Origin of the sequence: Actinacidiphila rubida (assembly GCF_900110255.1) — a bacterium.
GTDB lineage: Bacteria > Actinomycetota > Actinomycetes > Streptomycetales > Streptomycetaceae > Actinacidiphila > Actinacidiphila rubida.
The window spans coordinates 186816-204375 of sequence record NZ_FODD01000004.1 but is presented as its reverse complement, the minus strand read 5'-3'; the positions used below and the strand labels follow the sequence as shown (position 1 = coordinate 204375).

Below are 17560 nucleotides of genomic sequence, written 5' to 3'. Positions count from 1 at the left end.
CGGCTGATATAGCGTCAAGACGCGCGTTGCGATTGGGTGTCCCTCCGGGGGCATGGGATGGCCGGCCGGTGGGACCGGGGAGCGGGAGGATCAGTGGACTCGGTGGTGGAAGCGGCGCGCGGGCGCAAGCCCGAGGAAGTCAAGTCCGCGGCGCGGGTGCTGGAGGTGCTGGAGCTGCTGGGGGCGGACGGCGCCCGGCTGTCGCTGGCCGAGATGGCGGCCGCGATGGCGGTGCCCAAGAGCAGCCTGCACGCGATCCTGCGCACGATGGAGGCGCGCCGGTGGGTGGACGTCGACCCGTCCGGCACCCGGTACAGCCTGGGCCTCAAGGCCCTGCTGACCGGGACCGCCTACCTGGAGGGCGACGACGTCACGAGCCTGGCGGGGCCGGTGCTGGACGCGCTCGCCGAGGAGACCGGCGAGGCCGTCCACCTCGGCCGGCTGGACGGCACGACCGTGGTCTACCTGGCCAAACGCGAGTCGCGGCACGCTCTGCGGATGTACTCGGCGGTCGGCCGCCGGCTGCCGGCGCACGCCTCCGCGCTCGGCAAGGCGGTGCTGTCGCGGTACGACCCGGCCGAGGTGCAGCGCCGCCTCGACTGGCCGCTGGAGCGGCTGACGCCCAACACGGTCACCGATCCCGACGCGTTCCTCCGGCAGCTCGCCGAGGCCCGGCTGCGCGGCTGGGCGACCGACGACGGGGAGAACTCGGTGGACATCAGGTGCGTGGCCGTGGCCCTCGGCGGCGGCCCGGGCTCGGACGCGATCAGCTGCTCGGCGCCCGCCAGCCGGATGGACGACGCGCGACTGGAGGAGGTCGCGCAGGCGGTGACCGAGTCCGCGCACCAGCTGAGCACCCTGCTCAAGCGGCTGGGGCTGCACTGACGCCCGCGCGGGGAACAGGTCGGCGGCGGCGGGGCGTTGACCGCGCCGCCGGGATTTGTCAGAGTGATTGACAAACCTGAAGCGATCTCCCTACGTTCGAGTGTGCGTACGTCGTTCGGTTACCTGTACTCACTGTGAGGGGGTGTCCGCGCGCCGTCCGCGGTGGCCCTCGCGCCGGCGCAGGGCCGGCCCGTCCGCGGCCGCCACCGACCGACCTGCTGGTACGACGCGTGCGCGTGCCCCTGCGGCACGCGCCCCGGTACGTGGGAGATTCGCATGGCATTGCCTGATGCAGGCACCGCGCCGCTCGCCCCGGCCCCCTGGGCCCCGCGGGTGGACGAGCGCGGGGCCACCGTCCGCATCACGGCCGTCCGCACCTTTCTGACCGCCCCGCACGGCTGCCCCCACCTGATCGTCAGGATCGAGACCGGCGATCCCGGGCTGTACGGCCTGGGCTGCGCCAGCGACCCGCAGCGCACCCTCGCAGTCCGCTCGGTCCTGGACGACTACGTGGCGCCGCTGCTGGTGGGCCGCGACCCCGACGACATCGACGACATCCACCGGCTCCTGCTCAACAGCGCTTACTGGCGCGGAGGTTCGATCACCGGCAACGCGCTGGGCGGCGTCGACGTCGCCCTGTGGGACCTGAAGGCCAAGCGGCTCGGCGCCCCGCTGTACTCGGTGCTCGGCGGGCGGGTGCGCGCCTTCGCCGAGGCGTACACCCACGTCGACGGCGCCGACGCGGCCGAGATCGCCGACAAGGTCCAGGCGGCCCGCGCCCGCGGCTACCGGCACGTGCGCGTCCAGGCCGCAGTCCCCGGCGCCGACACCTACGGCACCGCGGGCCGGGCCGCCGACCCCGAGGCCGTCCGGGCCCGGCGCGTGCCCTGGGACGGCGCCGCCTACCTGCGGCACGTCCCCGGGGTGCTCACCGCGGTGCGCGAACGGGTCGGCGACGACGTCGAGTTGCTGCACGACGTCCACGAACGCCTGGACCCGCGACAGGCCCCGCAGTTCCTCGAACGGATCAGGGATGCCCGCCTGTTCTTCGTCGAGGACCTGCTCGCTCCCGAGGACGCCGGCCACTTCCGGCGGCTGCACGCCGTCTCCCCGGTGCCGCTCGCGGTCGGCGAACTCTTCCACGATCCCGCCCAGTTCACCGCCCTGCTGCTGGCGCCCGACATCGACTTCGCCCGCATCCGCGTCCCCACGCTCGGCGGCCTCACCCCGGCCCGCAAGGTCGCCGCCCTGTGCGAACTGCGCGGCGTGCGGCTGGCCCCGCACGGCCCGGCGGACGTCAGCCCGGTCGGGCAGGCGGCGACCCTCGCGCTCGACGTCTCCAGCCACGCCTTCGGCGTCCAGGAGGCCGCGGTGTTCAAGGACCCCGTCCACGAGGTGTATCCCGGGACGGTCACCGCCGCCGACGGCGGCCTGGTGCCGCCCGAAACCCCCGGCCACGGCGTCGACTTCGACGAGGCCGCCGCCCGCCGGTACCCCGTACCCGAACCACTGGCCCACGACCGCTGGGCCCTGCTGCGCAACACCGATGGGAGCGTGCAACGCCCGTGAGCGACATACCGAACCGCCGTGCGCTGGTGGTCCGCGGCGGCTGGGAGGGCCACGACCCCGTGGCGATCACGGACCTCTTCCTGCCTCTGCTCGAGGACCGCGGCTACACGGTGGAGACCTCCGCGGACCTCGCGGTCTACGAGGACGCCGGCCTGCTCGCCGCCACCGACCTGGTGGTGCAGTGCTGGACGATGGGCGAGATCACCCAGGAGCAGAGCCGCGGCCTGGCCGCCGCGGTGCGGGCCGGCACCGGGTTCGCCGGCTGGCACGGCGGCGTCGTCGACGCCTTCCGCGGCGACCTCGACTACTTCATGGTCACCGGCGGCCAGTTCCTGATGCACCCGCCCGGCTTCGCCGACCACACCGTGCACGTGGTGCCCGAGCGCGCCACGCACCCCGTCGTCGAGGGCCTCGCCGACTTCCAGGTGCACACCGAGCAGTACTGGGTCGCCACCGACCCGGCCGTCGACGTCCTGGCCACCACCGTCTTCGCCGCGGACGGCGAGCGGGACCGGGACGTCGTCATGCCGGCGGTGTGGACCCGCACCCACGGCGCCGGACGGGTCTTCGTCTCCACCGTCGGGCACAAGGCCGACGACTTCGACGTGCCCGAGGTCCGCACCCTCACCGAACGGGGGCTGCTGTGGGCGAGCCGGTGAAGGCGCTGCGCGTCGGCATGGTGGGGGCCGGCAAGATCAGCGGCCAGTACCTCGACACCCTGGCCGGGACGCCTGGGCTGCGGCTGACCGCGGTCACCGACCTCGACCCGGCACGCGCCGCACGGGCGGCGGCCGGCACCGGCGCGTCCGTCGCCGGCGGCGTCGCGGAACTGGTCGCCCGCGACGACGTGGACGCGGTGCTCAACCTGACGGTGCCCGCCGTGCACGCCGAGGTCGCGCTGGCCGCGATCGCCGCGGGCAAGCACGTCTACGGCGAGAAGCCGCTGGCCGCCACCCGCGAGGAGGCCGCCGACGTGCTGGCCGCGGCGAAGGCCGCCGGGGTGCGGGTCGGCTGCGCGCCGGACACCGTGCTCGGCACCGGCATCCAGACCGCCCGCAAGGCCGTCGACGACGGGCTGGTCGGCACCCCGGTGGCGGCCACCGCGTTCATGACCACACCCGGGCACGAACGGTGGCACCCGGACCCGGAGTTCTACTACCGGCCGGGCGGCGGGCCGCTGCTCGACATGGGCCCGTACTACCTGACCGCGCTGGTCCACCTGCTCGGCCCGGTCATCTCCGTCACCGGCGCGGCCTCCACGCCGCGTGCCGAGCGGGAGATCGGCTCGGGCCCGCGCGCCGGGCAGCGCTTCGGGGTCGAGGTCGACACGCACGTCACCGGCATCCTGCGGCACGAGGGCGGCGCCCTGTCGACGCTCGTGATGAGCTTCGACGTGCACGCCGCCCGGCTGCCCCGCATCGAGGTGTACGGCACCGGGGGTTCCCTGTCCGTCCCCGACCCCAACGGCTTCGACGGGCAGGTGGAGCACTTCGCCGCGGACCACCCGCGGTGGGAGCCGCTGCCGGTCTCCGCCGGCTACCCCGGTGCCGGGCGCGGCACGGGCCTCGCCGACCTGGCCGGTGCCCTCGCCGCGGACCGCCCGCACCGCGCGTCGGCCGAACTGGCCGCGCACGTGCTGGAGGTGATGCTGGGCCTGCTGGACGCCGCACGCGAGGGCGGCACGCGGCGGATCGACGGCTGCCCCCGGCCCGCACCGGTCGAGCTGCCCGCCGGGGCCACGGCAGGTCCCGCCGGCTGACGGCGGACGTGAAATGCACCGCGCCCTTTGCGGGGCGCGGTGCATTTCACGTCCCTCATGTCAGTCCAATTACTTGCCGCAATGCCCCCGAAGTGGAGTCCAATTCCCCTGACGACAATGTTTTGGCAGGTCACGACCTGCGGCGTCATCCTTTTCGCGTGACCCGTTGACTTGATAACACACATGGTTTTACATGGCGGTCACACGCTGGACAGGGAGGGCCGCCCATGCATGACCGGATTGCTGCCGGCGAAGAGCGGATATCCGCTTTCCTCACCGGACGCCTGCGTCCCGCGCTCCATCCGCACCGGCTCCCGCTGGACGTGAGCGCGTGGCACCTGGACGGCGAGCCGGTCCCGGCCCACGTCGCCCTGCGCGCGGACTACGTGCCGTTCGCCGTCGGCGAGCCCTGGGGCAAGCCGTGGGCGACCACCTGGTTCCGGGTCGAGGCCGCGGTGCCCGAACGGTGGGCGGGACGCCGCGTCGAGGCGCTGTTCGACCTCGGCGAGAGCCGCGCCGAGGCACTCGTCCACGACGAGCACGGCATCCCCCTGCAAGGCCTGCACCCCGGCCTGGGCGCGGTCCCGGTCGCGGCGCCAGCGGCCGGCGGCGAGACCGTGCGGCTGCTGGTCGAGGCCGCCGCCAACCCGCACATCGAAGGCGCGAGCGGTACCGGCATCCGCTACGGCGACCCGGTCACCGCGGGCGACGTGCCCCTGTACCGGCTGCGGCGCGCCGACCTCGCGGTCCGCGACGAGGACGTCTGGCAGCTGATCCACGACGTGGAGGCCCTCGACGGCCTGATGCGGGCGCTGCCCCGCGAACTGCCGCGCAGGCACGAGATCCTGGCCGCGCTGGAGGAGGCCGCCGACACGGTCGACCCGCGGGCCGTCGGCCGCACCGCCGCCGCGGCCCGGGCCGTGCTCGCCCCCGTCCTGGCCCGGCCCGCGCACGACTCCGCGCACACCCTCACCGCGGTCGGGCACGCGCACATCGACTCGGCCTGGCTGTGGCCGGTCCGCGAGACCGTCCGCAAGTGCGCCCGCACCTTCAGCACCATGGCCGCGCTCGCCGAGGAGTACCCCGAACTCGTCGTCACCGCCTCCTCCGCGCAGCACTACGCCTGGACCAGGGAGCACCACCCGCACGTCTACGAGCGGATCCGCAAGGCGGTGGCCGACGGCAACTGGGCTCCGGCCGGCGGCATGTGGGTCGAGGCCGACGCGGAACTCCCCGGCGGCGAGGCCCTGGTGCGGCAGTTCGTGCTCGGCCGGCGGTTCTTCCGTGACGAACTCGGCGCCGACACCGACGTGGTGTGGCTGCCCGACGCGGCGGGCGTCTCCGCCGCCTTCCCGCAGATCGCGGCGCTGGCAGGAGCCCGCGGCCTGCTCACCCGGCGCCCCGACGGGGGCCGCGGGCCCGCCCACCACACCTTCCGCTGGGAGGGCATCGACGGCACCACGCTGTTCACCCACCTCGCGCCGGGACCCGACCGGGAGAGCGCCCTGACCGGTGGCGAACTCGCCTCGGCTGTCGCCGAGTTCGCGGACAAGGGCGCCACCGCGGGATCGCTGCTGGCGTTCGGCCGCGCGGACGGCGGGCCCGACCGGTCGATGCTGGAACGCGCCCGCCGCACCGCCGACCTCGACGGTTCCCCGCGGGTCGCGCTGCGCTCCCCGGCCCGCTTCTTCCGCGACGCGGAACGCGACACCCCGCTCGCCCCGCTGGTCCGCGGCGAGCTGGACCTCACCGCGCACCACGGCACGTACACCAGCCAGGCCCGCACCAAGCGCGGGAACCGGCTCGCCGAGGCGCTGCTGCACGAGGCCGAACTGTGGTCGGCGGCCGCCGCGGTACGCCAGGGCGTGCCCTACCCGCACCGGGACCTCACCGCGCTGTGGCAGAAGGTGCTGCTCCAGCAGTGCCACGACATCCTGCCGGGCACCTCGATCGCCTGGGTGCACGAGGAGGCCGAGCAGACGCACCGCGAGGTGGTGCGTCGGCTGGAGAGGCTCATCCGCCGCGCCGCCGGCGACCCCGAGGGCGCGACCGTGCTCAACTCGGGCCCGCTGCCCCGCCGGGAGGTCGTCGTGCTCGAGCCGGACGGCACACTCCCGGACGCGCACACGCACACGCGCGCGCTCCCGCACGCGCAGGCCCTGGCCGGCGGCGGGCTGGCCGTGCTCGCCGAGGCACCGGCCCTGGGCGCCGGGACCGCCGGACTGCCGCTGGACGGTACCGCCCCCGTCACCGTGGCACCGTCCGGCGACGGGGGCCACGTGCTGGACAACGGGCTGCTGCGGGTGGTCGTGGACGCCGACGGGCTGGTGCGCTCCCTGGTCGACCTCCCCACCGCGCGCGAGGCCATCGCCCCCGGCGAGGCCGGCAACCTGCTGCAGCTGCACCGCGACGAGCCGGTCGCCTGGAGCGCGTTCCACCTCGACGCGCGTGAGCGGGGACGGCGGGACCTGACCGACGCGCGGAGCGTCGAGGTCCGCGAGCACGGGCCGCTGCTGGCCTCGGTCCGGGTGGTCCGCGGCACCGGCCGGTCCACCGTGGTGCAGGACCTCGTGCTCACCGCGGGCGCGCGCTCCCTCGCCGTGGACACCGAGGTCGACTGGCGCGAGCAGGACACCGTGCTCAAGGCCGCGTGGCCGCTGGACGTGCACGCCGAACACGCCCGCGCCGAGGTCCAGTTCGGGCACGTGGTGCGGCCCACCGCGGCGGCCGGCGAGGCGTACGCGCACCGCTGGGTGCACGTCGGCGAGCACGGCTGGGGCGTCGCCCTGGCCGGCGACACCGGCTACGGCTACGACGTCGCCCGCGCCCCCCGGGAGGGCGGCGGCACCACCACCGTGGTCCGCAGCACCCTGCTGCGCGCCCCGCGCAGCCCCGACCCGCACGCCGACCGCGGGCTGCACCGCTTCCGCCAGACCGTGCGCCCCGCCGCCTCCCCGGCCGACGCCGTCGCGGAGGGCTACGCCCTCAACCTGCCACTGCGGCCCGGCCCGGCGGTGCCGCCCGGCCCCCCGCTCGTCCGCGTCGACCACCCCGGCGTCCTGGCCGAGACCGTCAAGCTCGCCGACGACGGCAGCGGCGACGTGGTGGTGCGCCTGTACGAGTCGCTGGGCGGCCGGGCCCGCGCGGCGCTGACCGCCGGCTTCCCCGTCGCCGCGGTGCACGAGACCGACCTGCTGGAGGAACCCCTGTCCGGACATCCGCACCACGAAGGCCGGATCGAGCTGACCCTGCGTCCCTTCCAGATCCTCACCCTGCGTCTGACCCCCCGCGACCCGGGAGACCGCTCGTGACTGACACCGGCACCGTGACCGACCCCGGCACCGGCACGGACGGCGCGGCGCCAGGTGGCGAGCCGCCCGGCGCCGTCGCTCCCGGTACCCGCGCGCCCGGCACCGGGATCGGCCGGGCCTTGGAGGACGCCGACGAGGGCGGCGGTGGCGAGCAGTGGGAGATGCTGCGCGGCTGGGCCCGCGGCGGCGGTCCGCTGGCCGTGCGGGCCCGCGTGGTGCTGCTGGCCGAGGAGGGGCTGCGCGACGCGGAGATCGCCCGGCGCCTCGCGGTGTCCCGGCAGACCGTCGGCACCTGGCGGCACCGCTGGCAGAGCGCGGGCCTGTCCGGTCTCGAACAGCGGCCGCGCACCGGCCGGCCGGCGACCGTCGACGAGGCCGAGGTGGTGGCCCGGGCCCTGCTGGCCCCCGGCGGCAGCGGCGCCAGCCGCGCCATCGCCCGCGAACTGGGCCTGTCGCACGCCACGGTGGCCGCGATCCGCCGCCGCTGGCGGCTCGGCCCGGCCGACGCCGGCGCGGGCCCACGGGTGCCGACCCGGCCCCCGCTGCCCGGCCCCGACGTGTGGGTGATGGGCCTGTACGCGGACGCCCGGCGCGCCGTCCTGCTGGCCGGCACGCGGCCGTCCGCGCCGCCGCCCGCGACGGCCGGCCCGGTCATCGGTGAGGACGTCCTCACCGGCCTGGTCGGCGCCCTCGACGAGCTGCGGCCCGCCGCCCCCGCGGACGGCGCCGGTCTTGACGCCTATCTCGCCGAGGCCGTCGAACGGCACCCCGACATCGCCCTGCACGCGGTCACCCTCTGGGACGCGGAGCCCGAGAGCGCCCCGCACGGAGGCCCGGTGACGTGCCATCAACTCCCGTCCAGCGCGGGCTGGCGCAGTTTCCTGCGGGCGATGGCCGCGCTCGACAGCACCACCCACCCCGAGTCCACCCGGCGGGTCTACCTCGACCTGGTGGCCGCCCTCCGGCAGCGCGACCGCGCGGCGCGCCCCGCGCAGCCCGTGCGGTGGCTGCGGGAGAGCGTGGCCGGCCACCTGCGCGGCCCCGACGACACCCCGGGCGCCGGTCCGTCCTCGTCCGGCGTCAACCAGATCGACCTGGGGTCGTTCAACGAGTGCGTGGTCATCGAGTCGGTGCGCCTGTCGGGCAGCATCACGCGCGGCGAGATCGCCCACCGCACCGGCCTCACGCAGCAGTCGGTGTCGCGGATCGCCCGCAGCCTGCTGGACCGCGGCATCCTCGTCGAGGAGTCGCAGCGCCGTGCCACGTCCGGCAAGCCCCGCACCCCGGTGCGGCTGTGCGGGTCGGCCGCGCACGCGCTGGGCCTGCACATCGATCCCGAGGTGCTGACCGCCGTGGTGATCGACCTGGACGGGGCGATCGTGTGCACCCGGACCCGGCCGGTCGGCGCGGGGATCGCCCCGGCCGAGTTCGTCGCGCAGGTCGTGGCGCTCGGCCGGCAGACGCTCGCCGAGGCCGGCAGCGCGGTCCGCGAGGACGGCTTCCTCGGCATCGGGGTGGCCGTGCCCGGCCCGGTCGACATCGCGTCCGGCACGGTGCTCGACCCGCCGCTGCTCTCCGCCTGGGACGACCTGCCGCTGCTGTACCTGCTCAAGGACCACTTCCCCTGCCCGGTCATCATCGAGAAGGACTCGCTGGCCGCGGCGGCGGGGGAGCGGTGGATCGGGCGCGACCGCAGGGCCCGCGACTTCGCCTACCTGTACCTCGGGACCGGTCTCGGCTCCGGCCTGTACCTCAACGGCGACCTCTACCGCGGAGTGAGCGCCAACGCGGGGGAGTTCGGCCAGCTGTGCGCGATCGCCCTGGGCCGGACCGGTCCCGACGGCCGCCCGGAGATGGTCCCGGAGTGCAACCCGCCCGCCTCCGTACCGGAGTTCGCGGTCCGCGCCGGGCTGCCGGCCGGCGACGAGGCGCCGGGCAGCACCGCCGCGTACCGCGCCGTGGCCCGCGCCGCGGCCGCCGGGAACCCCGCGGCCGCCACCGCGCTGCGCGAGGTGGCGGCCGCGATCGGCCAGGGCGCGCTCGGCCTGGTCGACCTGCTGGACATCGACCTGCTGGTGCTCGGCGGACCGTTCTTCACCGACGACGTGGCCGGCTTCTACCTGGAGGAGATCCGGCGGGTGGTCAACGAGTACCCGACGGCCCGCCGGCTGCGCCGCGTCGAGGTCGAGCCGTCGGTACTGAGCGCCGAGGCCGCCGCGGTCGGCGCCGCCTCCACCATCTTCCACGCGACCTTCACACCGCGGCTGCGCGCCCGGGAACGGGTCTGACGCCGTGGTTCCGCCGTCTTCAGTCAAAACCCTGGGCACCAACTCCCGTCGTGAGTCTTGACGTTGGGAGAAGCGAGGCCACACACTCCCACACTGACAACGCAAGCCCCGGACTTTCTTCGGACTTGCACCTAAGTCCGCCGAACGGACCGGGTCCCCTGCTTGATGACGACGGAGGCAGGATGGACAAGCGAAAGCGCCGACGCGGCACGCTCGCCGCGGCATGCGCGCTGGCCTGTGCGGCCGCACTCGGCGCCACCGGTGGCGGCGCCGCCCTCGCGCAGTCGCCGCGTGCCGCGCAGAGCAGCATCCCGATCTACCGCGACACGCACTACTCCTTCCAGGAGCGGGCCGCCGACCTGGTGTCCCGGATGACGCTCCAGGAGAAGGTGCAGCAGCTGAGCACCAACAGCGGGCCCGCCATCCCGCGGCTGGGTGTGCAGCAGTACACGTACTGGAGCGAGGGCCAGCACGGCGTCAACAGCCTGGGCGCCGACCAGCACAACGGCGGGGTCCAGGGCGGCGTGCACGCCACCGGCTTCCCGACGAACTTCGCCTCGTCGATGTCCTGGGACCGCAACCTGATGTACCAGGAGAGCACCGCGATCTCCGACGAGGCCCGTGGATTCGTCGACAAGTCGCTCTTCGACAAGGGGCAGAACAACCTCGGCCCGTCCGCCGACGACTACGGCTCCCTCACCTACTGGGCGCCCACCGTCAACCTGGACCGCGACCCGCGCTGGGGCCGCACCGACGAGGCGTTCGGCGAGGACCCGTACTTCGTGGGCCAGATGGCCGGGCAGTTCGTCGACGGCTACCAGGGCAACAACCAGGACGGCAGCTCGCAGACCGGCTACCTGAAGGTCGCGGCCACGGCCAAGCACTACGCCCTGAACAACGTCGAGGACAACCGCACCGGCATCAGCTCCGACGCCACCGACACCGACCTGCGCGACTACTACACCGCGCAGTTCCGCAGCCTCATCGAGGACGCGCACGTCGCCGGCCTGATGACCTCGTACAACGCGATCAACGGCACGCCGTCGGTGTCCGACACGTACACCACCAACGAACTCGCCCAGCGTACCTACGGGTTCGGCGGCTACATCACCTCCGACTGCGGCGCGGTCGGCACCAACTGGCGCCAGTTCCCGGGCGGCCACGACTGGGCGCCGCCCGGCTGGACCACCGACCACCAGGCGAACCCCACCTGGACGCAGACGGCCACCGGCACCACCCTGTCCGGCCAGGCGGGCGGCCAGGCGTACGCGCTGCGGGCCGGCACCGACCTCAACTGCACCGGCGACGAGGCCACCACCGCCAACATCACCGAGGCGATCAGGGCCGGCGCGCTCAGCGAGGGCGTCATCGACACGGCGCTGGTCAAGGTGTTCACCGTCCGCATGGCCACCGGCGAGTTCGACCCGGCCGGCTCGGTGCCGTACACCTCGATCACCAAGGACCAGATCGAGAGCCCGGCCCACCAGGCGCTCGCCGCCAAGGTCGCCGACAACGCGCTCGTCCTGCTGAAGAACGCCGCCCCCGCGTCGACCGGGAAGCCCCTGCTGCCCGCCGACCCGGCGAAGACCGGGAAGATCGTCATCCTCGGCGACCTGGCGAACACCACCTCGCTGGGCCTCTACAGCGGCGAACCCACCCACACCACCAGCCCCGTGCAGGGCATCACCGACGCGGTGAAGGCCGCCAACCCCGGCGCCGACGTCGTGTTCGACGCGGCCGGCACCTCCTCCACCGCCACCGGCGCCGCGGTGCTCAGCGACCAGACCCGGGCCGACATCCGCGCCGCCGACCTCGTAGTGCTGTTCGTCGGCACCACCAAGGCCAACGGCGACGAGGGCAACGACCGCGACAACCTGGCGATGCCCGGCGACTACGACTCGCTCATCGACCAGACCGCCGCGCTCGGCAACGACAAGCTGGCGCTGGTCATCCAGTCCGACGGCCCGGTGAAGATCGACGACGAGCAGGGCAAGGTCGCCTCGGTCCTGTTCAGCGGTTACAACGGGCAGGCGCAGGGCACCGCGCTCGCCGACGTCCTCTTCGGGAAGCAGAACCCGTCCGGGCACCTCAACTTCACCTGGTACAAGGACGACTCGCAGCTGCCCGACAAGCAGAACTACGGCCTGACCCCGGCCGCCACCGGCGGACTCGGCCGCACCTACCAGTACTTCACCGGCACGCCGACCTACCCCTTCGGCTACGGCCTGAGCTACAGCAGCTTCGCCTTCTCCAAGATCAAGGCCGACCACAAGGCCATCACCCCCGACGGCACCGTCAAGATCGGCGTCAACGTCACGAACACCGGCGGCACGGCCGGCGCCACCGTCGTCCAGCTCTACGCGGCCACCCCGTTCACCGTGCCGGGCGTGGACCTGCCGCAGAAGCGGCTGGCCGGCTTCGCCAAGACCCGGGTCCTCGCGCCGGGGCAGACCCAGCACGTCGACCTCACCGTGAAGGCCGCCGGCCTCGCCTCGTGGGACGCCGCGCACTCCCGGCAGACCGTCTGGAACGGCACCTACGGGTTCCAGGTGGGCGGCGACTCCGCGCACATCGCCGGAACCGCCCCCGTCACGATCAGCGGCCGGCTCACACCGAAGGTCCAGTACGTCACCGTGCAGCCGGAGAACGTCGTGTACAACGCCGGCGAGACCTTCAGCCTCACCGCGAAGAACCGGTGGATCAAGGACGACACCGACCCGGCCAAGGAGCACCGCGACCCGTCGCTGACCGCGGACGACGTCGTGGAGGCGGTCAACGACGACCAGACGTTCGCCGACCTGAAGCACACCGCGGTGACGTACGCCAGCAGCAACCCGGCGGTGGCGACGGTCTCCGCCGACGGCACCGTGCACGCCGTCGCCGACGGCGTGGCGACGGTCTCGGCGACCGTGGGCGGCGTCACGGGCTCCGCGCCCGTCGTCGTGCACAACTCCCTGACGCTGCAGGCCCTCCCGGTGGCGGAGGCCGGCAGCACCCTGACCGCCACCACCACCTACACCAACGGCGGCGCCGCGCCCGTGAACGGCGTCGGCGTGGCCCTGTCGGCCCCGGCCGGCTGGACCGCCACCGCGACGACCCCGGCCACCTTCCCGACGGTGGGCGCGGGCCAGGCGGTGACCACCACCTGGGCGGTGCGGATACCGGCGGGCACCGACCCGGCGTCGTTCGGCCTGGACGCCACCGTCACCACACCCGGCGGCACGCACACCGCGCAGGCCCCGGTGACCGTGCCCTACGCCTCACTCGCCGCCGCCTTCGGCAACTCCGGCGTCAGCGACGACAGCGCGACCGGCACCGGCAACCTCGACGGCGGCGGCGCGAGCTTCTCGGCGCAGGCGCTCGCGGCGGCCGGCTGGACCGCGGGAGCGGCCACCGTCCACGACGGGGTGTCCTTCACCTTCCCGGCGACCGCGGGCACCGGGCAGCCGGACAACGTCGTCGCGGGCGGGCAGGCGGTCGAACTGACCGGCAGCGGAACGAAACTGGGCTTCGTCGGCACCAGCGACTTCGGCTCCTCGTCCGGCAGCGGCACCATCGTCTACACCGACGGCACGACCCAGACGTACGCGCTGGCGCTCGCCGACTGGTGGTCCGGCGGAGCGTCGCAGGGCAGTGACATCGCCGCCACCACGCCGTACCTCAACAACGGCGGCGGGCACCAGAACCAGACGGTGCACCTGTACGGCGCGACCGTCGACCTGCTGCCCGGGAAGACCGTACGGGCCGTGACGCTGCCCGACGTCAGCCAGGGCGTCGCCAACGGGCAGGTGGCGATGCACCTGTTCGCCGTCGCGGTCGGCGGCTGACACCCGTCCGGGGCGGCCGGTCGGGCCGGCCGCCCCGGAGGTCCCGGACACGTACGGACCGGTGTGCCGCCCGTCAGGGAGGGCGGCACACCGGCGTTCAGGGGGAGCCGGCAGCAGCCGGCTCAGGCGTCGGACGAGCCGAACGCGGAGTCGAACGACGCGGCCGGGGGCTCGATCGCCGCCAGCGCCCGCACATGGGCGAGCGCCTGCGGCGCGCCGAGCATCCGGTCCATGCCGGCGTCCTCCCACTCCACCGAGATCGGGCCGCCGTAGCCGATGCTGTTGAGCATCCGGAACACCGGCTCCCACGGTACGTCGCCGTGCCCGGTGGACACGAAGTCCCAGCCGCGCCGCGGATCCCCCCACGGCAGGTGCGAACCCAGCCTCCCGTTGCGGCCGTTGAGCTGCTTCACGGACTCCTTGCAGTCCACGTGGTAGATGCGGTCCTTGAAGTCCCAGAGGAAGCCCACCGGGTCCAGGTCCTGCCACACGAAGTGGCTGGGGTCGAAGTTGAGGCCGAAGGCGGGGCGGTGGCCGATCGCCTCCAGCGCCCGCACGGTGGTCCAGTAGTCGTAGGCGATCTCGCTGGGGTGCACCTCGTGCGCGAAGCGCACGCCGACCTCGTCGAAGACGTCCAGGATCGGGTTCCAGCGGTCGGCGAAGTCCTGGAAGCCGCGGTCGATCATCTCCGGCGGCACCGGCGGGAACATCGCCACCGTGTGCCAGATCGAGGACCCGGTGAAGCCCACCACGGTGTCGACGCCGAACGCGGCGGCGGCCCGCGCGGTGTCCGCGATCTCCGCGGCGGCCCGCCGGCGCACCCCCTCCGGCTCGCCGTCGCCCCAGATCCTGGCCGGCAGGATGCCCCGGTGCCGCTCGTCGATGGGGTGGTCGCAGACGGCCTGGCCAGTCAGGTGGCAGGAGATCGTCCAGCAGCCCAGCCCGTGCTTGTCCAAGGTGTCGCGCAGCCGCGGCAGGTAGCCGTCGTCGGACAGCGCCTTGTCGACCTCGAAGTGGTCGCCCCAGCAGGCGATCTCCAGGCCGTCGTAGCCCCACTCCGCGGCGAGCCGGCACACCTCGGTGAACGGCAGGTCGGCGAACTGGCCGGTGAACAGGGTGACAGGGCGTGCCATGGGCGTCCTCCAAGGGAGCGTGCGGCCATCCGGACGGTGGGACGTCGCGCGGGCGGGTGGTCCGCCGGGACCGGGCGAGCCCGGGCGGGGCGGCGCGGGTCAGGACAGGTCAGGGCGGGGTCGGGCCGGTTCGGGGCGGGGCGGCTCAGTGGGTGCGGACGGGCAGGACGGGGACGTGCACGCCCAGTGCCGCCGCGCTGGACTCCGCCGCGGCCAGCACCCGCTGTACCGACAGGCCGTCGGCGAACGACGGCCGCGGGTCGGTGCCTTCGGCCACCGCCTCGACGAAGTCCCGCACCTGGTGGCTGAACGCGTGCTCGTAGCCCAGCAGATGGCCGGGCGGCCACCACGCTCCGGCGTAGGGGTGGTCGGGCTCCGTCACCAGGATGCGCCGGAACCCGGCCGTCGCCGAGCCCTCGGAGCGGTCGAAGAAGGCGAGTTCGTTCATCGACTCGGCGTCGAACGCGAGACTGCCGTCCGATCCGCTGATCTCGATGCGCATCGCGTTCTTGTGCCCGGTGGCGAACCGGGTCGCCTCGAACACCCCGATCGCGCCGCCGTCGAAACGCGCGGTGAACAGCGCCGCGTCGTCCACCGTCACCGGACCGCGCCCGGTGCCCGCCGTCGCCGACAGGCCGCTCACGCTGGTCGGCACCGGCCGTTCGGTCACGAACGTCTGCAGCAGTGCGCCGACCGAGGTGATCCGCTGACCGGTCAGGTACTGCGCCGCGTCGACGCTGTGGGCGCCCAGGTCGCCGAGCGCGCCGGAGCCCGCGCGCTCCTTGTCCAGCCGCCAGGCCAGCGGGAACTCCGGGTCCACCAGCCAGTCCTGGAGGTACTGCGCCCGCACCTGGTGGATCCGGCCGAGCCGGCCCTCCTCCACCAGCCGGCGGGCCAGCGCGAGTGCCGGGACCCGCCGGTAGGTGAAGGCCACCATGGCCCGCACTCCGTGCGCGCGCGCCCGGTCCGCGGCCGCGGCCATCTCTTCGGCCTCGGCCACCGAGTTGGCGAGCGGTTTCTCGCAGATCACGTGCTTGCCTGCGGCCAGCGCGGCCACCGCGATCTCCGCGTGGCTGTCGCCCGGCGTGCAGATGTCGACGACGTCGATGTCGTCGCGGGCCACCAGGCGACGCCAGTCGGTCTCCCAGGACTCCCAGCCGAGTCGGCCGGCCGCCGCGCTCACCCGGTCCCGGTCGCGGCCGCAGACGGCCGTCATGGCGATCCGCCGCGGCAGGTCGAAGAAGCGTCCCGCGGTGCGCCACGCCTGGGAGTGGGCCGCGCCCATGAAGGCGTGCCCGACCATGCCGACGCGCAGCGCGGGAACGGCGCCGCCACCGGTGTCGGGGCCTGCGGAGTGGTCGGTCGTCACGTGTGTCCTCCCGGCTGGGGCCATGGGGAAGTGTCCGGGCAGAGAAGGCAATCGTTATTCATCCGGCATCGACTGAAACTCGCGCCAGCAGGTAGAACAGTTCGCGAGTTTCTGCCTGAACTTCCGCATAAGTCAAGGCTCTTGACGGGAATGTCGGCGAGAGTGCACGGTGCGGGCAGACGCACGTACGGATTCCGGGGGTCACGATCGACACGCCAGTGAACCTGCGCGAGGTGGGACGGCTGAGGGTGCTGGAGGCCCTGCACGCCGCGCCCCGCAGCAGCCGGCCCGAACTCGTCAGGGTGACGGGCCTGTCCAGGGCCACCGTCTCCTCGCTGATCGCCGACCTCATCGCGGTCGGCCTGGTCACCGAGGACGAGGGCGCCGACGAGACCGAACCGCGGCGCACCGGGCGGCCCGCGCAGTCCCTGTCGCTGGTGCCGACGGCGGGTTACGCGATCGGCGCGGACATCGGGCACCAGCACGTCCGGGTGATCCTGTGCGACCTGTTCGGGTCCGTGCTGTGGGAGCACTGGGTCGCCAAGGAGGTCGACCGGGCCCCCGAGGAGACCCTCGACCTGGTGGCGGTGCTCGTGGGCCGCGCCCTGCAGGAGACCGGCGTCGCCCGGGCCCGGGTCCTCGGCATCGGCGCGGGCATCGCCTCCCCGGTCGAGCTGGGCAGCGGCGCGCTGGGGGCCGAGGGCATCATGCCCGGCTGGGTCGGCATGCGGCTCACCGACGAGCTGCGCCGCCGCACCTCCCTGCCCGTGCGCGTCACCAACGACGCGAACGCGGGCGCCCTCGCCGAGCGGATGTACGGCGCGGGCCGGGACGCCGGCGACATGGTCTACGTCCGGCTGTCCGCGGGCATCGGCGCCGGGATCGTCAGCAGCGGGCGGCTGCTGCTCGGCGCGCGGGGCCTGGCCGGCGAGATCGGCCACCTGCCGCTCATCGCCGACGGCCTCATCTGCCGCTGCGGCAACCGGGGATGCCTGGAGACGGTGGCCAGCCCCGTCGCCATCGCCCGGCTGCTGTCCGACAGTTGGGGCCACCCGGTGGCCCCGCGGGACCTGCCCGGGCTCATCGCGCAGCGCAACACCGGTGCGCTGCGCGCCGTCCGCGACGCGGGCGACGCGGTGGGCCGCGCGCTGTCGACCCTCGTGACGCTGCTCAACCCGCAGCTGATCGTGGTCGGCGGCGACCTCGCGGGCGCGGGCGAGGACATCCTGGAGCCCATGCGCGCGGGCGTCCGCCGCCACACCCTGCCCTCGGCCGGCGAGGGCGTGGCGATCGTCACCGGCGGCCTCGGCGACGGCGCGGAAGTCCGGGGCGCCGCGGGCCTGATCCTCGCCGACGCCCCCCAGCTCCTCTCCACCACCCCCACCACCCCCTCCGCCACGGCCGAACCGGCCTGACCGG

10 protein-coding genes are annotated in these 17560 nt (G+C 74.3%); 8 read left to right on the top strand and 2 right to left on the bottom strand.

The genetic code is table 11. The features are described from left to right. Nucleotides 1-102: 102 nt before the first annotated feature. The 7 genes from BMW99_RS05440 to BMW99_RS05410 all read left to right on the top strand — a co-directional run bounded on the left by BMW99_RS05440 (nucleotide 103) and on the right by BMW99_RS05410 (nucleotide 13639). Complete coding sequence (locus BMW99_RS05440) at nucleotides 103-885, top strand: IclR family transcriptional regulator (protein ID WP_245791219.1); 783 nt, start codon at nucleotides 103-105, stop codon at nucleotides 883-885. Nucleotides 886-1161: 276 nt separating this feature from the next. Then, nucleotides 1162-2454, top strand: a complete 1293-nt coding sequence (locus BMW99_RS05435) for an enolase C-terminal domain-like protein (RefSeq protein WP_069466159.1) — start codon at nucleotides 1162-1164, stop codon at nucleotides 2452-2454. After that, a complete protein-coding gene (locus BMW99_RS05430; protein ID WP_069466160.1) occupies nucleotides 2451-3113 on the top strand; it encodes a ThuA domain-containing protein in 663 nt (220 codons plus the stop codon). Before BMW99_RS05435 ends, BMW99_RS05430 begins: the two co-directional genes overlap by 4 nt. Continuing rightward, nucleotides 3098-4213: a Gfo/Idh/MocA family protein gene (locus BMW99_RS05425; RefSeq protein WP_069466161.1), complete on the top strand. Its 1116-nt coding sequence runs from the start codon at nucleotides 3098-3100 to the stop codon at nucleotides 4211-4213. The genes BMW99_RS05430 and BMW99_RS05425 overlap by 16 nt, the downstream gene beginning before the upstream one ends. Before the next feature lie 227 nt (nucleotides 4214-4440). Beyond that, nucleotides 4441-7524: an alpha-mannosidase gene (locus tag BMW99_RS05420; protein WP_069465143.1), complete on the top strand. Its 3084-nt coding sequence runs from the start codon at nucleotides 4441-4443 to the stop codon at nucleotides 7522-7524. Continuing rightward, on the top strand, nucleotides 7521-9812 hold the full coding sequence (locus BMW99_RS05415) for an ROK family protein (RefSeq protein ID WP_245791218.1): 2292 nt from the start codon (nucleotides 7521-7523) through the stop codon (nucleotides 9810-9812). The genes BMW99_RS05420 and BMW99_RS05415 overlap by 4 nt, the downstream gene beginning before the upstream one ends. A gap of 182 nt (nucleotides 9813-9994) precedes the next feature. Next, nucleotides 9995-13639 carry a glycoside hydrolase family 3 C-terminal domain-containing protein gene (locus BMW99_RS05410; RefSeq protein WP_069465142.1) on the top strand — a complete coding sequence of 1215 codons (3645 nt, stop codon included), beginning with the start codon at nucleotides 9995-9997 and terminating at the stop codon, nucleotides 13637-13639. A 122-nt stretch (nucleotides 13640-13761) separates the two neighbouring features. On the opposite strand, the gene BMW99_RS05405 is transcribed toward BMW99_RS05410, so the two are convergent. Both BMW99_RS05405 and BMW99_RS05400 read right to left on the bottom strand, forming a co-directional pair. Beyond that, nucleotides 13762-14772, bottom strand: coding sequence for a sugar phosphate isomerase/epimerase family protein (locus tag BMW99_RS05405; RefSeq protein ID WP_069465141.1), 1011 nt, complete (start codon nucleotides 14770-14772; stop codon nucleotides 13762-13764). A 145-nt stretch (nucleotides 14773-14917) separates the two neighbouring features. Continuing rightward, complete coding sequence (locus BMW99_RS05400) at nucleotides 14918-16075, bottom strand: Gfo/Idh/MocA family protein (protein ID WP_075016367.1); 1158 nt, start codon at nucleotides 16073-16075, stop codon at nucleotides 14918-14920. A 284-nt stretch (nucleotides 16076-16359) separates the two neighbouring features. On the opposite strand from BMW99_RS05400, the gene BMW99_RS05395 reads away from it, so the two are divergent. Next, on the top strand, nucleotides 16360-17556 hold the full coding sequence (locus BMW99_RS05395; protein ID WP_079175938.1) for an ROK family protein: 1197 nt from the start codon (nucleotides 16360-16362) through the stop codon (nucleotides 17554-17556). The last annotated feature ends 4 nt before the right edge of the window (nucleotides 17557-17560 follow it).

Coding starts and splice junctions, on each gene's coding strand:
- BMW99_RS05435 (WP_069466159.1), top strand. CDS start 1,162: ATGGCATTGCCTGATGCAGGCACCGCGCCGCTCGCCCCGGCCCCCTGG.
- BMW99_RS05420 (WP_069465143.1), top strand. CDS start 4,441: ATGCATGACCGGATTGCTGCCGGCGAAGAGCGGATATCCGCTTTCCTC.
- BMW99_RS05410 (WP_069465142.1), top strand. CDS start 9,995: ATGGACAAGCGAAAGCGCCGACGCGGCACGCTCGCCGCGGCATGCGCG.
- BMW99_RS05405 (WP_069465141.1), bottom strand. CDS start 14,772: ATGGCACGCCCTGTCACCCTGTTCACCGGCCAGTTCGCCGACCTGCCG.
- BMW99_RS05400 (WP_075016367.1), bottom strand. CDS start 16,075: ATGGTCGGGCACGCCTTCATGGGCGCGGCCCACTCCCAGGCGTGGCGC.